Annotated in this window: 15 protein-coding genes; 7 read left to right on the top strand and 8 right to left on the bottom strand. The window is 74.1% G+C overall.

The features are described 5' to 3' along the window. Positions 1-59 precede the first annotated feature (59 nt). Genes ABD343_RS30230 through ABD343_RS30210 form a run of 5 tightly spaced genes read left to right on the top strand, consistent with a single transcriptional unit; the run spans position 60 to position 5,215 of the window. Positions 60-1,427: an aspartate aminotransferase family protein gene (locus tag ABD343_RS30230; RefSeq protein ID WP_344532682.1), complete on the top strand. Its 1,368-nt coding sequence runs from the start codon at positions 60-62 to the stop codon at positions 1,425-1,427. Continuing rightward, the gene (locus tag ABD343_RS30225) at positions 1,427-2,617 is read left to right on the top strand and encodes a mandelate racemase/muconate lactonizing enzyme family protein (protein ID WP_344532680.1); all 1,191 of its coding nucleotides are present in this window, start codon (positions 1,427-1,429) and stop codon (positions 2,615-2,617) included. Before ABD343_RS30230 ends, ABD343_RS30225 begins: the two co-directional genes overlap by 1 nt. Further along, on the top strand, positions 2,614-3,456 hold the full coding sequence (locus ABD343_RS30220) for an amidohydrolase family protein (RefSeq protein ID WP_344532678.1): 843 nt from the start codon (positions 2,614-2,616) through the stop codon (positions 3,454-3,456). Before ABD343_RS30225 ends, ABD343_RS30220 begins: the two co-directional genes overlap by 4 nt. Further along, positions 3,453-4,304, top strand: a complete 852-nt coding sequence (locus tag ABD343_RS30215) for an SDR family NAD(P)-dependent oxidoreductase (protein ID WP_344532676.1) — start codon at positions 3,453-3,455, stop codon at positions 4,302-4,304. Before ABD343_RS30220 ends, ABD343_RS30215 begins: the two co-directional genes overlap by 4 nt. After that, complete coding sequence (locus ABD343_RS30210) at positions 4,301-5,215, top strand: GNAT family N-acetyltransferase (protein ID WP_344532674.1); 915 nt, start codon at positions 4,301-4,303, stop codon at positions 5,213-5,215. The genes ABD343_RS30215 and ABD343_RS30210 overlap by 4 nt, the downstream gene beginning before the upstream one ends. An 18-nt stretch (positions 5,216-5,233) precedes the next feature. Here the strand turns inward: ABD343_RS30210 and ABD343_RS30205 are convergent, their stop codons facing one another. The 7 genes from ABD343_RS30205 to ABD343_RS30175 all read right to left on the bottom strand — a co-directional run bounded on the left by ABD343_RS30205 (position 5,234) and on the right by ABD343_RS30175 (position 11,504). After that, the gene (locus ABD343_RS30205) at positions 5,234-5,740 is read right to left on the bottom strand and encodes a nitroreductase/quinone reductase family protein (RefSeq protein ID WP_344532672.1); all 507 of its coding nucleotides are present in this window, start codon (positions 5,738-5,740) and stop codon (positions 5,234-5,236) included. Then, positions 5,737-6,714: an SDR family NAD(P)-dependent oxidoreductase gene (locus ABD343_RS30200; RefSeq protein WP_344532671.1), complete on the bottom strand. Its 978-nt coding sequence runs from the start codon at positions 6,712-6,714 to the stop codon at positions 5,737-5,739. The genes ABD343_RS30205 and ABD343_RS30200 overlap by 4 nt, the downstream gene beginning before the upstream one ends. 42 nt (positions 6,715-6,756) lie before the next feature. Further along, the gene (locus ABD343_RS30195; protein WP_344532669.1) at positions 6,757-7,530 is read right to left on the bottom strand and encodes a hypothetical protein; all 774 of its coding nucleotides are present in this window, start codon (positions 7,528-7,530) and stop codon (positions 6,757-6,759) included. After that, positions 7,527-8,180, bottom strand: coding sequence for an ATP-binding cassette domain-containing protein (locus ABD343_RS30190; RefSeq protein WP_344532667.1), 654 nt, complete (start codon positions 8,178-8,180; stop codon positions 7,527-7,529). The genes ABD343_RS30195 and ABD343_RS30190 overlap by 4 nt, the downstream gene beginning before the upstream one ends. 95 nt (positions 8,181-8,275) lie before the next feature. Further along, positions 8,276-9,814: a DUF4874 domain-containing protein gene (locus ABD343_RS30185; RefSeq protein WP_344532665.1), complete on the bottom strand. Its 1,539-nt coding sequence runs from the start codon at positions 9,812-9,814 to the stop codon at positions 8,276-8,278. A 78-nt stretch (positions 9,815-9,892) separates the two neighbouring features. Beyond that, complete coding sequence (locus ABD343_RS30180) at positions 9,893-10,348, bottom strand: DUF5709 domain-containing protein (RefSeq protein WP_344532663.1); 456 nt, start codon at positions 10,346-10,348, stop codon at positions 9,893-9,895. Positions 10,349-10,361: 13 nt separating this feature from the next. Beyond that, the gene (locus tag ABD343_RS30175) at positions 10,362-11,504 is read right to left on the bottom strand and encodes a baeRF3 domain-containing protein (RefSeq protein WP_344532661.1); all 1,143 of its coding nucleotides are present in this window, start codon (positions 11,502-11,504) and stop codon (positions 10,362-10,364) included. 140 nt (positions 11,505-11,644) lie between these two features. On the opposite strand from ABD343_RS30175, the gene ABD343_RS30170 reads away from it, so the two are divergent. After that, positions 11,645-11,842, top strand: a complete 198-nt coding sequence (locus tag ABD343_RS30170; protein WP_344532660.1) for a hypothetical protein — start codon at positions 11,645-11,647, stop codon at positions 11,840-11,842. 24 nt (positions 11,843-11,866) lie between these two features. Here ABD343_RS30170 and ABD343_RS30165 read toward each other — a convergent pair whose 3' ends face one another. Further along, complete coding sequence (locus tag ABD343_RS30165; RefSeq protein ID WP_344532658.1) at positions 11,867-12,526, bottom strand: NAD(P)-dependent oxidoreductase; 660 nt, start codon at positions 12,524-12,526, stop codon at positions 11,867-11,869. A gap of 138 nt (positions 12,527-12,664) precedes the next feature. Here ABD343_RS30165 and ABD343_RS30160 point away from each other — a divergent pair, with 138 nt between their 5' ends. After that, positions 12,665-13,573: an AraC family transcriptional regulator gene (locus ABD343_RS30160; RefSeq protein WP_344532656.1), complete on the top strand. Its 909-nt coding sequence runs from the start codon at positions 12,665-12,667 to the stop codon at positions 13,571-13,573. Positions 13,574-13,717: the final 144 nt, after the last annotated feature.

Below are 13,717 nucleotides of genomic sequence, written 5' to 3'. Positions count from 1 at the left end.
AGCGTCCCCAGGGCCGGGCAGGGCCCGGGGACCGACGACTCGACGCAAGGAGCAGCAGCATGAGTTCTGGCCCCGTCCCCCTCGCCGAACGCGCCCGTACGGTCGTGCCCGGCGGGGTCAACAGCGGCCAGCGCAACGTCCCGGGGCTCGGCGATCTCGTGATCACCGGCACCGGCGGCGCCCGTTTCCGCACGGCCGACGGGCGGGAGTTCACCGACTTCCACGCGGCCTTCGGCCCCCCGCTCCTCGGGCACAACGACCCCGACGTGGCTCGCGCCGCCGCCGAGACCGGCGCGACGCTCGGCCACATGGGCGTGGGCGTCACCGAGGGCGAGGTCCTCCTCGCCGAGCAGCTCGTCGAGCTGCTCCCCTCCGTCGAGAAGGTGCTGCTCACCAGCACCGGCAGCGAGGCGACGTTCCACGCGCTGCGCGTGGCACGGGCGGCGACGGGCCGCCGTCTCGTCGTGAAGTTCCAGGGCTGCTACCACGGCTGGCACGACTCCGTGAGCCTCAATGTGATCTCCGAGCCCGCCAAGGTCGGCGGCCACGACCCGATCTCGACCGGCATCCTCACCGAGGTGCTGGACTCCACCCTCGTGCTGCCCTTCAACGACAGCGCGGCCGTGCGCCACGCCTTCGCCGAGCTGGGCTCCGACATCGCTGCGGTGATCGTCGAGCCGGTGCCGCACAACGTGGGCGCGCTGCTGCCGTACGAGGAGTTCCTCACCACCCTGCGCGAGGAGACCCGCAGGGCGGGGAGCGTGCTCGTCTTCGACGAGGTCATCACCGGTTTCCGGCACGACCTCGGCGGCTGGCAGCGGATCAGCGGCGTCACTCCCGACCTGACGACGCTGGGCAAGGCCATCGCCAACGGCGCGCCCGTCGGCGCCATCGGCGGCCGGGCCGACCTGATGGACCTCTTCTCCACCCGCCCCGGCGCCCCGGCCTTCTTCGCGGGCACGTACAACGGGCACCCCGGCGTCGTCGCCGCCGCGCTCGCCACGCTGCGCAAGCTGCGCGAGGAGCCGGTGCACGAGCATGTCTTCCGGCTCGGCGAGCGTGCCCGCACGGAGCTGCGCGAGCTGTACGCCCGCCTCGGCGTCCCGGTCACCGTCGCCGGGTACGGCTCGGTGTTCGTCACGTACTTCATGGACGGCACGGCGCTCGACGGCGGCGTCCCGCGCACGTACGAGGACCTGCTGGCGAACGACGCGGCGCGGTTCGTCGGCTACCGGCGCCGCCTCCTCGACCACGGGCTCTTCGAGCTGCCGCTCAACCTCAAGCGCAGCCATATCAGTTACGCGCACACCGACGAGGACGTGGACCGGCTGCTGGAGGGCACCGAGGCGGCCGTGAAGGCCGTGCTCGCGGAGGGCGGCGCGGACGACCTCGCGCACGCCTCGACCATGGGAGGGGCGGAACACTGATGCTCACCGTCGACACCACGCGGCCCGCCGGCCCCGCCGGACGGATCAGCCGCGTCGAGACGCTCCAGCTCGGCACGGCCTGGCGCGACTTCGGGTACGTCCGCGTCCACACCGACGAGGGCCTCAGCGGCATCGGCGAGATCACCCACCCGTACCGGGTCGCCGAGGTCTGCGCGCTCACCGAGTCCCTCGCCGGGCGCCATCTGCTGGGCGCCGACCCCTTCGACACCGAGGAGATCTGGCTCCGCCTCTACCAGGGCGACTTCCTGCGCGGCGGCGACATGGGCGGCGTCGCCCTCTCCGGCCTCGACCAGGCGATGCACGACCTGATGGGCAAGGCCCTCGGCGTCCCCGTCTACCGGCTCACCGGCGGCGCCTGCCGCGACCGCGTCCGGGTCTACGCCAACGGCTGGTACAACGGCGAGCGCGACCCCGACGTCTTCGCCGCGAAGGCCAGGGAGACCGTCGCCAAGGGCTACTCCGCGCTGAAGTTCGACCCCTTCGGCCCCGGACTGCACGAGCTGGAGCGGGCCGAGCTGCGCCGCTCCGTCGAGCTGGTCGCCGCCGTGCGCGAGGCGATCGGCCCCGACATCGACCTGTTCATCGAGGGCCACGCCCGCTTCGCCATGCCCACGGCCGTACGGCTGTTGCGCGAGCTGGAGCCGTTCGACATCGGCTGGTTCGAGGAGCCGCTGCCGTGGACGCACATCGAGCGCTACGCCGAGCTGCGCCGACGGGCCGCGTTCCCGATCTCCGGCGGCGAGCACTTCCACAACCGCTACGAGTACAAGCAGCTCTTCGCGACCGAGGCCGTCGACATCATCCAGCCCGACCTGTCGATGGCCGGGGGCTTCACCGAGGTCCGCAAGCTCGCCGCGATCGCCGACACGCACGGCATGCTCGTAGCCCCGCACAACTCCAACTCCCCGCTGTGCACCACCGTCTCCGTCCACGCCGGGCTCGGCATCCCGAACCTGAAGATCCTGGAGACCTTCGACGGGCTGCTGGAGCCGTACGTGTTCGACGCGCTGCCCGGCGTGCTGCCCGTGTCGGACGACGGCCATGTGGGCCTGCCGACCGCGCCCGGCCTCGGCGTCGAACTGGCCGACGAGGTCTTCGCGGAGCATCCGCCGACGCACCGCTTCTGGAACATGTTCGAGGACGGCTGGGAGAAGAGGGACAGAAAATGATCACAGATGTGCACTCCCATCTCTTCCGGCACAGCCACGACTTCGACGAGACCTTCAGGGCCGAGTCCGCGCGCGCCCACGCGGGCGAGGTCGATCTCACCGTGACCTGGGAGGAGTACGCGGCGAGCGCCCCCGAGGGCACCCGCACGATCGTCGTCGGCGGCAAGGCGCGCCGCAGCGGCCTGTGGGTCGAGGACAAGGCGGTCGCCGCGTACGTCGCCGAGCGCCCCGACCGGCTCATCGGCTACCTCTCCCTCGACCCCACCCAGCCCGGCTGGCAGGACGAACTGCGGTACGGCCACGAGGAGCTGGGCCTGCGCGGCATCAAGCTGATGCCGATGTACGCGGGGTTCGACCCGGCCGACGAGCGGTACGAGGAGCTGTACGCGTACGCCGAGCGGCACGGCCTGCCACTGCTCGTCCACACGGGCACGACGTTCGTCTCGGCGGCGCCCCTCGCATACGCGATGCCGCGCCACCTGGACGCGGTCGCGATCCGCCACCCCGAACTGCGGATGGTCCTGGCGCATCTCTCGCACCCGTTCGAGGGCGAGTGCATCGCCGTCATCCGCAAGCATCCGCACGTCTACGCCGATGTGAGCGCCCTGCACTACCGCCCGTTCCAGCTCTGGCACAGCCTGCGGCTCGTGCAGGACTACGGGGTGTGGGACAAGCTGCTGTTCGGCAGCGACTATCCGTTCACGACGGTGGACGACTCGGTCGAGGGCCTGCGCCGCATCGCCCGTATCCCCGGCATCCCGGGGCTCGACCCGCTCGACGCCGACAAGGTGGAAGAGGTCATCCACCGCGAGGCCCTGCCGCTGCTGGGGCTCGCATGAGCGACTTCTCCCTCGACGGCCGTACGGCCCTGGTCACCGGCGCGGCCGGTGGCCTGGGCCGCGCGTACGCGACGGCCCTCGCCCGGGCGGGCGCCGACGTCGTCCTCACCGACCTGCCGGGCGCCGAGGGCCTCGCGGAGACGGCACGCGCCGTCGCCGCCACCGGGCGCCGCGCGTACGTCCACGCCCAGGACCTCTCCCGTACGGAGGAGATCGCGCCCTTCGCCGACCGGGTCCGCAAGGCGGCGGGCCCGGTGCACATCCTGGTCAACAACGCGGGAACGGCCGCGCTGGAGCGGTTCAACGAGATCACGCCCGCGAGCTGGTCGGCGGTGCTGCGCGTCAACGTCGACGCCGTCTTCTTCCTCTCCCAGCGACTCGCCGAGCACATGATCGCCGACGGGGTGCGGGGCGGCCGGATCATCACCGTCACCTCGAAGAACGCGCTGGTCGCGGAGGCGGGCCTGGCCCACTACAACGCGTCCAAGGCCGCCGCCCAGCTCCTCACCGAGACGCTCGCCGTCGAGCTGGCCCCGCACGGCATCACCGCGAACACCCTCGCGCCCGGCATGGTCGAGACCCCCATCGACGGCGGCTTCCCCTTCGACCGCGAGGCGTTCGAGGCGGCCTACCGCGAGCGCATCCCGCTCGGGCGCTACTCCCGGCCCGACGAGCAGGCGGGCGCCCTCGTCTTCCTCGCCTCGGACGCGGGCGCGTACGTCACGGGCGCCCGGCTCGTGGTGGACGGCGGCGTGCTCGCCGACCAGATGCCGCGCACGCGCTTCATGCCGCCGTACCGCAACACGGTGGACGCGCTGGACACGGCGGACACGGCGGACGGCGCGTGAGCCACGTCCTGCGCACGGCGGTGCCGGGCGACGAACCGGCCCTCCACGCGCTCTGGGCCACCTGCTTCGGCCCGTCCGCCGCCCACCTCCCCGCGCTCCACGCCCTCGACCCGGACCGCCACCGCCGTACGTTCGTCGCGGCGCGGCCGGGCGACGGGGCGCCCGAGGCTGTGGTCGTCGTCGTGCCCCGCCTCGTACGGGACGCCGACGGCGCCCCGCAACGGGTCGGCGGCATCGGCAGTGTGGCCACGCTCCCGGCGGCGCGGGGCCGGGGCCTGGTCCGGGGCCTGCTCGGCGAGGCCGTGCACGCGATGCGGGCCGAGGGCTTCGCCTGGTCGCTCCTGTTCACCGGCACGCCGGGGGTGTACGAGGGCGCGGGCTGGCGCACGTTCGCCCGTATGTACGCGGAGGGCGAGCCCACGCGCAGGGCCCCCTCCCGTACGGGGCACCGCGTCCGGGAGGCGGCCCCGTCCGAACTCCCCCGCCTCCACACGGCCCGCCCCCTCACGGCGGTCCGCACACCGGACGACTGGCGCGTCCGCGTACCGGCCTGGTACGGGCCCGGCGCGCTCTGGCTCGTCGCGGAACACCCGGCGGCCCGTACGCCCGTGGGCTACGCGGTCTCCCACCGGACGGGCGGACAGGCCCTGGCCCTGGCCGAGTTCGGGTCCCTCCCCGGCGCCGAGGACTGCCTCCCGGACCTCTTCGCCGCGCACGCCGCGCACGCGTGCCGCGAGGGGGTGGAGCGGGTCCGCGTCCCCCTCACCCCCGACGCCCGGCCCGCGCTCCCCCACCTCGTCCAGAACCCCACCTGGCACACGGACCGCACGGGAATGGTCCGCGACCTCCGCTCCCCCGCGACGGCGCCGGAGGCACGGGGCGCGGCGTACTGGTCCGGGGACGCGTTCTGAGTGCCCGTTCCTCCGCGCCTACGACGGGGTGAGGGAGAAGACCCGGATGTCTCTCCCGCTGCTGCGGGCGTAGTCGTGGAAGCAGGGCATCCAGCCCAGGAGCTGTTCCTCCATCGCCCGCTGCTCCTCGTGGCTCAGCAGGCGCGCCCGCACGGCGAGAAGGTCGCCGTGCCAGTCGACGAGGGCATGGGGGTCGCGGAGGAGGTGGAAGGACCAGGCCGGATGCCGGGGGCGGCCGAAATTGGTCGCCATGACGAGGAAAGTGCCCGCTTCGGTCCGGCCGGCCAGAAGAGGGGTCCGGCAGGGCGTGCCGTCGCGGCGCGCGGTGTGCAGGATCAGGACGGGGACCAGGAGGCGGCTGGGCATCCAGCGCCCCCCGGTCCAGCGATGGAACCGCCGGTCCAGGCGGGGCAGCACGGAGGGCCCCCACCGGCGCAGCAGCCGGGAGTTGCCCACCGCGCGCAGGAACCGGCGCCGTCGGCCGGAGGCGGGGGCGGGGGCGGCGCTCGGCCCGCGCGTCGTCACCGTGCGCCGGCCCGTGGCGTCGGCCGCTCCGGTGCCGAGGGGAAGGGGTACGCCGTGATCCGCTGGGACAGGCGCCACAGCCGCTCCGCGGCCCGGGGGTCGCAGGCCCGCCGCGCCGCCCGTACGCGCACGGGGGACCCGGACCACTCCCACCGGCCGCCGGGGCCGAAGAACTCTCCGCCGGTGACGTCCGGGTCGGTCGCGGCCCGCACCAGCGTCCAGGCCGCTCGGGCGGGGGTGTGCCATCGGGCCTGCGCCCACTCCAGCAGCCGGGCCTGGGCGTGGTGGCCGTCCGCGCGCAGGGCGCCGGAGCCCAGGGTGGTGTTGACCAGGCCGGGGTGCGCGGCGACCGCGCGCAGGGGCAGCCCATGGGCGTGTGCCCAGTCCAAGAGCCCCCGGGTGAACAGCAGGTTCGCCAGCTTGGAGTCGCAGTAGGCGGGCCAGCGCAGCCGTCCGCCGGGCGCGTGCGCCCGACGGGCGGGGTCCCGGCCCAGCCGGTGCAGGAGGGAGGAGACGTTGACCACCCGCGGCTCGGGGGCGTTCAGGAGCGCGGGCAGCAGATGGCCGGTCAGGGCGAAGTGGCCGAGGTGGTTCACGGCGAAGTGCATGTCGTGGCCGTCCGGTGAGGGGGCAGGGCCCGCGGCGGCCACTCCCGCGTTGTTGACCAGGACGTCCAGTCGTCCCGCGGCGAGACCGGTGATCCGTTCGGCGGCGGCACGGACCTGGTCGGGACGGGCCAGGTCGCACTCGACGTGGTCCACGCGTCCCGCGTCGGCGGCGCGGGCCGCCGCCGTACGCGCTTCCGTGCGCGAAGGGCAGGGCGGGCCGAGGGCGATGACGTGGGCGCCGTGGCGGGCGAGGTGCTCGGCCGTCGCGGCGCCGATGCCGCGGGACGCGCCGGTGACGGCCACGGTACGGCCGCTGAGGTCGGGCACCTCCGCCGGTGTCCATACGTGCGGTTCGTTGTCCCTCACGTCCGATGCAACGACCCCCGGGCGGCCGGGCAACGGCTCCGCTCACGGGTGCCGCTGCCGGTGGTAGTGGCGGGTACGGAGGCAGAAGAGGAGCAGGGCCATCAGGGTGGTGGCCACGAACCACGGCAGCGCCCGGGCCGCGCATCCGGCGGAGGCCGCGTGGGTGAACGAGGCGGCCAGGGCCGCCTGCGCCGGCCCGTACAGCGGAAGGGCGCTCAGCCACGCCTGGTCCGCGGCCGGATTGGAGACCGGGCTCTGCATGCCGACGTCGATCAGCGTGGCCATCACCACGACGAAGAAGCCCTCCAGTTCGTTGCGCAGGAGGTAACCGGCCATGATGCCCAGTCCCCCGTAGGCGAGGATCGCCGTGGCCAGGGCGGTGGCGACGCCGAGCGGCTGCGTCAGCGGCCAGGACAGCCACAGCAGGGCGAGGGTGTAGCCGGTGAGCAGGGCGGTGACGACGAACAGGGCGACGACCTTGGCGCTCAGGAGCTGTAGCCGGGGGTAGCCGGCGAGCACCAGGCGCAGGTCCATCTCCCGGGCGCTGAAGGTGGCCATGAACATCATGAACCCGGCGATGACCGTGACGGCGTGCAGGGCGCTGGAGACCTGGATGGTGCGGTTCATCGACGCGACCACGTCGATGTCCAGGGCGCTGGCCTGGAACGAGATGTTCTTGGAGAGCGCGGTGGCACGGACCAGGTAGATCCATGTCGGGATGAAGAAGGCGATCATGCTCATGGCCAGCCGGTTGCGCAGATGGCCGGTCAGCGTGAAGCCGAGGGCCACGGTGAACGCCGTCCACTGGTGCCTCATTCCGGCGCCCCCTCTCCGTGCCCCGTCTCTCCGTGCTCCGCGTGCTCCTCGTGCAGGCGGCCGTCGCGCAGGTGGTGGACGGTGTCGAAGTGCCGCAGGTCGTGCAGGAGGTGGGAGACGACCACCACGGAGCGTCCCCGGGCGCGCAGCCGGCCCGCCAGGTGCCAGAAGCGCTGGTGGGTGTCCCAGTCGAAGCCCTGGTAGGGCTCGTCGAGCACCAGCAGCGGCGGATCGTGCATCAGCGCCAGGGTCAGGTTGAGTTTCTGCCGGGTGCCGCCGCTCAGCTCACCGGCCCGGGTGCCGCGGTCGGCGCCGAAGCCGAGCAGGTCCACCAGTTCCCAGGCGTGGTCCAGCCGGGGGAGCCGGTAGGCGACCTGGAACAGGCGCAGGTGCTGGGCGACCGTGAGCGTGTCGTTGACCACCGCCTGCTGGGGGCAGTAGCCCAGTGCGCTGAAGCGCCGCACGGTTCCGCTGTCCGGGCGGAGCTGTCCCACCGCGATCCGCAGCAGGGTGCTCTTCCCCGAGCCGTTCTCGCCCACCACCCCCGCGAGCATGCCCGCCGACACCGACAGGTCGGCTCCGCGCAGCACCGCCCGGGCGCCGTACGCCTTCCAGACGGCCTGAAGGCACAGCCGCTCGTCTCGTGCCATGACGCAGGGTCCCTCGTCTCTCCCGCAGTGCCCCGTCAGTTCAGGCCAACGGGGCACACGCGGAACAGTCACGCCCGGCGGTCAGAGGGCGCCGCTCACCACCGCACGGGGGCCAGCACGTTCACGCCCCGCTCCCATCGCACCGTCGCGTTCGCGCAGCGCACCGCCATCTCCGGGCGCCCGGAGCGGGGGTCGGGCAGGGCGAGACCGAGCCGTCCGCCGCGTACGCCCCGGGGGATCCGTAGTGCCGCCCGTACCGTCGTCACCGGGGCCGCGCCGCCGCCCTCCTCCGCGCGCCCCGAGGGCGCCCAGGTCCGCCAGTCGGCGCCGGTGTCGGCGGCGGAGAGGACCCGCCCTCTCCTGTCCAGGAGCACGAACCGCACCGGCCGTGGGTGCTTCGGCGGTGCGAAGCCCCTGTTCACGACGTCGGCCTCGACCAGGAGCCGGCCGTCCCCGCCGGGGCGCGCCGCGTGCCGGACCTCGCGCAGTTCGGGCCGGTAGCCGAGGTGGTCGCGCAGGTACGCGAAGGGCGTGCGCGGCACGGACGTACCGCCGTGCCCCTCGAAGTACCCGTCCGCGACCGGCAGCCCGGCGTCCCGCACCCGCTCCTCGTGCAGCACGCCCGCCTTCCACGCGGGGAGGGTGACGGTCGCGTTGTGGACGAGGGAGAGGGTGTCCCAGCGGAGCGTCTGGAGCCGCCGGGCGCAGGCGACGGGTTCGATGACGGTGTCCCAGGCGTACGGGTCCTCGCTCTGGCCCTTGTCCCAGGGCATCTCGCCGTCCATGGGGAGCGTGGCGGAGACGTCGAGGTAGTCCCGCCAGTAGGGGTTGCCGGGGACGTAGTAGTCCCACTTGCCGCCGCCGAGGGTGAGGTAGTCGTTGTGGAAGCCGATCGCCGGGCGGACCCGGTCGTCGGTGACGCGCTCGCGCAGTTCGCCGTAGCGGAGCTGGGTGCGGACGCCGTCGGGGAGCGCGTCGGTGAGGGCGCGGGCGAGGGCGGTGACGGCGGCGGGGTCGTCGTTCAGTTCGTGGGACCACTCGCCCCAGTTGCCGAGGAAGCCCGCCTGCCAGACGCTGACCACGTCGCTGTGGCGGGCGACGAGCGGCGCGAGCCGGTCGAGGTGCCGTTCGATGTCGCGCACGCCGTATCCGCGCGCGGGCCGCACCCCGTCGTCGTACGCGAAGCGCAGCACGGCCGTGCAGTTCCGGGCGCGCAGCCCCTCGAAGACGTGCCGCATGTGGTCGAGGGCGGTGTCGGGGAGGGCGGTCGTCGCGTAGTCGTGGAGGTAGAAGTAGAGCTGGGTGACGTGGGCGCCCGTGCCGTACCTGCGGCGCAGGATGTCGAGCGTACGGTCCGCGTCCGCGGGGTGGTCGGCCTCGATGGGCCAGGGGCTGGTGAGGTCCTCGGCGTTGTACGACATCTCGTACCGGAAGCCGCGGTGCGGGTTGGCGAGCCCCTCCTCGCCGCCGGGGTCCGTGGCGCGGATGCCGCGCTGGGGGACGCGGACGAGCCGCTCGCGCGTGCGGGCGGCCGCGGCGGGCGGGGGCGCGAGCACGGCCCCGGCGCTCACGGCCGCGGCGACGCCCGTACCGGCGAGGAACATTCCACGGCGAGTCCACGAGGTGTCAGGCACACGGCAACAATAGGGATGTGCGCTCCTGTTGGGGAGAGTGCGGGAGAGTGCGGAACTGTCGTTCTGCCCCTCCCGGCCTCACATCGCGCCCTCGTCCTCGATCACATGCACCGCCGCCTCCTCCGCGCTCGCCGCTCCCCCGTCGATCCCCTCGTCGTGCGCGAAGAGTTCGGGGTCGCGGACCCGGCCCGTGCCCTCGTCCCCGGCGGTGAGGCGGCCGGTGCGGGGGCCGGGCCCGCCGGACCACTCGTCGGGGACGGGATCCGCGCCGTCCCCGCCTTCCCCGTCCTCCCCGTCGTCCGCGTACGGGGACGGCGGCTCGGGCTCCTCCTCCGCGAGGAGCTGGTCCAGGCTCTCGCCCTCGCGGGCCTCCTCGGCGGTGTTGCCGTAGGACTCCGCGGGGGACCACCGGTCGGCGGGCAGGATGCCGGTGTCCAGCGGGTCGGCGTCCAGCCGGTCCGTCAGCAAGGAGTCGGCGGGCTCCAGCACGCCGTCGTCCTCGGCCGGTTCGATGTCTTCCGTCTCGTCACTCATCAGGCCGGCTCCCCTATGGCGCCCAGGTGTAGCGGACGGTGGCGGCGATACGGCCCTCGTCCGCCAGGGTGCCCTCGGGCACGAAGACGACCTCGGCCTCCGTCGAGAGCGCGGACTCCACGATCTCGTCCACGACGTCCTCCCGGACCTCGCCCGTCGTGTCGCCCTCCGCCGCCCCGTCCTCGACGGGCACGAGGTGCTCCTCCGTGACCCGTACGGTCGCGCGGAACTGCTCCTCGACGACGAGCAGCGCGACCCGCCCCTCGCGCGCCGCGCCCCACACCTCGTCGAGCCCGGCGATGTACTCCTTGCGGCCACGCGCCGCGCCCAGCCGCTCGACCGCGTCGCGGGTGCGCTCGCGCCGCACCTCGGCCCGCGCGGGCGCGATGGCCTCGGCGAGCACGGGCGCGCTCGCGTCCGTCAGGCCGCCCTTGGGGACGGAGGCGAGGGCCGAGCGCGCCACGCGCGTACCGACGTCCTGCAGCGCGCTGAGTCCCGGCGGCAGCGCGACGAGCGCGAGCGGGCGCGGCTCGGTCTCCAGCACCTTGGCCAGCGAGGCGTCGACGGTGCGCAGGTACTTCAGGGTCGTCTCGTCGCGGTAGCGCTTGACGCTGTTGCCGCCGCGGTTCACCCGGGCCTGTGCGGGGTCCTCGTCCACGCGGACCGGCGCGTCCAGCGGGAAGCCCTCGCGCCGCGACTCGGTGAGCTGGTCGCCGGAGCCGCTCCACAGCCGCGCGCGGTCCTCGGCGAAGACCAGCACCCAGTACGGCCGGGCCTGCGCCTTGGCCGCGACGAGGCTGCGGGTCAGGAAGGAGTCGCTGAGGACCACGCGCTCGGCGGCCGTGCGCGGCAGGTACCAGACCTGGTGCTCGTCGGCGGTCGCGAAGAGCACCAGCGTGTGCAGCGTGTACGCGAACTCGACCTCGGCCTCCGCCGCTTCGAGCTGCGCCACGACCGCCTCCCGCGTGCGGTCCGAGACGTCCGGGTCGGCGTGCAGCCGGCGGGCGGCCTCGGCGATGAGGTTGCGCAGCCGCACCGGGTCCTGCTCGTTCGCGGGCCGGGTGCGGTGCGTGGGCACGACGAGGGAGACCGCCGGATACGGACGCCGTTCGCGCAGCGCCGCCAGCACGTCGTCGGTCAGGTCCGTGATGCGCATCCGTACCTCATTCCGTCGGGGACCCGTCAGGGGCGAGGGATGCCCCCAGGATCCCGCCGGACGGGGGTCCCCGCACCTCGGCGGGGATGCCGCGGCGGGCGGGCGGCCGTAGCCTGGCAGGACGGATGAAAGGAGGGGGCATGAGCGAAAGCGCTGCTCAGAACCCGGACGACGAGCCCACCCCGGACGCCGTGCTGCACGCCGCGCCCGACGGGGACCCGACGCCCGAGGACGTCGTCCTCGCCTCCGGCAGGGATCTCACACCCGAGAACCTGGAGTGGGCGCGGCGCAGGCTCGCCGAGCTGGGCCGGTCCGCGCTCGACCGCCAACTGCCGTGAGGCGCGGCCCGGCACCCGGCGGGTTCAGTACGCGACCGTGAAACGCCCGCCCACGTGCCGGGCCTCCTCGATCTCGTCGACGAGCGCCGCGGCGTAGTCCTCCGTGGAGATACGGCTCTCGCCCGCGCCGTCCGTCAGCAGCTCGTCGCCGCCCGTGCGGTAGACGCCCGTACGGGCGCCCGGCGCGATGCTCGCGGCGGGGCTGAAGCTCGTCCAGCGCACATCGGTGACCGTGCGGAGGAAGTCCAGCGCGTCGCCGTGCGCGTGCATGATCTGGAGCAGCCCCTCGGGCAGGCCCTCCGCGTCCCACACCTGCTTGCCGTCGGGCGTGCGCAGCGAGCCCGCGCCGCCGACCGCGATCAGCCGGGGCGCCGCGTCGCCGAGCGCGCGCAGCCCGGTCACCAGGGACCGCACGGACGGCTCGACCGTGGCGACATGGCCGGGCCCGTCGCCGCCGCCGACCGCGCTGACCAGGACGTCCACGCCGCGCGCGACCTCGGTCACCGTCGCGGGCGCGAGCACGTCGCCGGTCACGACCGTCACGCGCGGGTCGGCGTCCTCCAGCTTCTTCGGGTCACGGACCACGGCGGTGACCTCGTGCCCGCGGTCCAGCGCCTCGCGCACGACGCGGCTGCCGATGGTGCCGTTGGCTCCGAAGACCGCGATCCTCGCCTTGGTCGTCATGGGGTGCTCCTCGGTGGTGCGATGGTGGTTTCCGCTAGTTCCTGGCTCGATGTCTCCGACGCTACGCTCCGGAGCTGGGAGCGGCGAGGTACGCTGAGGACTGTCTATGGTGAATAACGGACACACTGCGATTCCCCGATGAGCCCCGACCCCGTGAGCCCCGACCCCGTGATCCCCGATCTTCCGTACGCCCCGCCGCCCGGAGTGTCCGCCGGGGTCGAGGTGATGACACTCGCCGAGCTGCGCACCCGCGCCCGCGCCAAGGGCCAGGTCATGTCCGACCCCCAGCGCCCCGGCTTCCACCAGCTCTTCGCACTGGACGAGGGCACGCTGCGGCAGACGGTCGACTTCGCGGAGTACGAGCTGACGCCGGGCTCCTGGCTCTGGGTCCGGCCGGGCCAGGTGCAGCAGCACGGCGACCTCGCTGCGGGCGAGGGCACGCTCGTCCTCTTCCAGTCCGGCTTCCTCGACCCCGCGACGGCCTCGGCGGCCCGCCTGGACGAGGCGTTCGGCCCCGTCCGGTGGCGCCCGGAAGGGGGCGCGACACGGCTGGCGCTGGAGCATCTCCACCGGGAGTTCGCGGCGTTCACCACGACGGAGGCCCCCGCCGCGGTGGCGCACCGCGCGGTGCTGCGCCACCTGCTGGCGGCACTGCTGCTCCGGATCACCGCCCTCTCGCCTGGCCCGGAGGGCGGCGGCGCCCCGGGCGCCGGTCCGGGCGAGACCTTTCTGCGGTTCCGCGCCGCGGTGGAGCGGGACTTCGCCCGCACCCGCCAGGTCGCCGACTACGCCCGCGCGCTGGGCTACTCGCCCCGTACGCTCTCGCGCGCGGCGCGGGCCGCGGCGGGCGTCGGCGCGAAGGAGTTCGTGGACCGCCGCGTCCTGCTGGAGGCCCAGCGGCTGCTGGCCCACAGCGACGAGCCCGCCGCGGTGATCGCCTCGCGGCTGGGCTTCGCCGACGCCACGAACTTCTCCAAGTTCTTCCACCAGCGCGCGGGCCGCACGCCGGGCGCGTTCCGCGCGTCCGTGCGGGGCGCCGACACCTGAGACCCCGGCACTGTTCCGGGCCCCCCTAGGCTGATCACGGGCTGCCCCGTCCTGTGCGTTGCAGACTGCGGCTGAGTGCCTGGCTGGCCGCGCAGTTCCCCGCGCCCCTGAAGCCGCCCCTCCGGGGCGTGCTTCGGGGCACGA

Source organism: Streptomyces albiaxialis (assembly GCF_039530985.1).
Taxonomy (GTDB): Bacteria; Actinomycetota; Actinomycetes; order Streptomycetales; family Streptomycetaceae; genus Streptomyces; species Streptomyces albiaxialis.
The sequence above is the reverse complement of the archived record's forward strand: the minus strand, read 5'-3'. Positions and strand labels throughout refer to the sequence as shown.

Bases quoted from the DNA above. Each gene is read 5' to 3' on its own strand.
- ABD343_RS30230 (WP_344532682.1), top strand. From the start codon at position 60: ATGAGTTCTGGCCCCGTCCCCCTCGCCGAACGCGCCCGTACGGTCGTG.
- ABD343_RS30225 (WP_344532680.1), top strand. From the start codon at position 1,427: ATGCTCACCGTCGACACCACGCGGCCCGCCGGCCCCGCCGGACGGATC.
- ABD343_RS30220 (WP_344532678.1), top strand. From the start codon at position 2,614: ATGATCACAGATGTGCACTCCCATCTCTTCCGGCACAGCCACGACTTC.
- ABD343_RS30215 (WP_344532676.1), top strand. From the start codon at position 3,453: ATGAGCGACTTCTCCCTCGACGGCCGTACGGCCCTGGTCACCGGCGCG.
- ABD343_RS30195 (WP_344532669.1), bottom strand. From the start codon at position 7,530: ATGAGGCACCAGTGGACGGCGTTCACCGTGGCCCTCGGCTTCACGCTG.
- ABD343_RS30190 (WP_344532667.1), bottom strand. From the start codon at position 8,180: ATGGCACGAGACGAGCGGCTGTGCCTTCAGGCCGTCTGGAAGGCGTAC.
- ABD343_RS30180 (WP_344532663.1), bottom strand. From the start codon at position 10,348: ATGAGTGACGAGACGGAAGACATCGAACCGGCCGAGGACGACGGCGTG.
- ABD343_RS30175 (WP_344532661.1), bottom strand. From the start codon at position 11,504: ATGCGCATCACGGACCTGACCGACGACGTGCTGGCGGCGCTGCGCGAA.
- ABD343_RS30170 (WP_344532660.1), top strand. From the start codon at position 11,645: ATGAGCGAAAGCGCTGCTCAGAACCCGGACGACGAGCCCACCCCGGAC.
- ABD343_RS30165 (WP_344532658.1), bottom strand. From the start codon at position 12,526: ATGACGACCAAGGCGAGGATCGCGGTCTTCGGAGCCAACGGCACCATC.
- ABD343_RS30160 (WP_344532656.1), top strand. From the start codon at position 12,665: ATGAGCCCCGACCCCGTGAGCCCCGACCCCGTGATCCCCGATCTTCCG.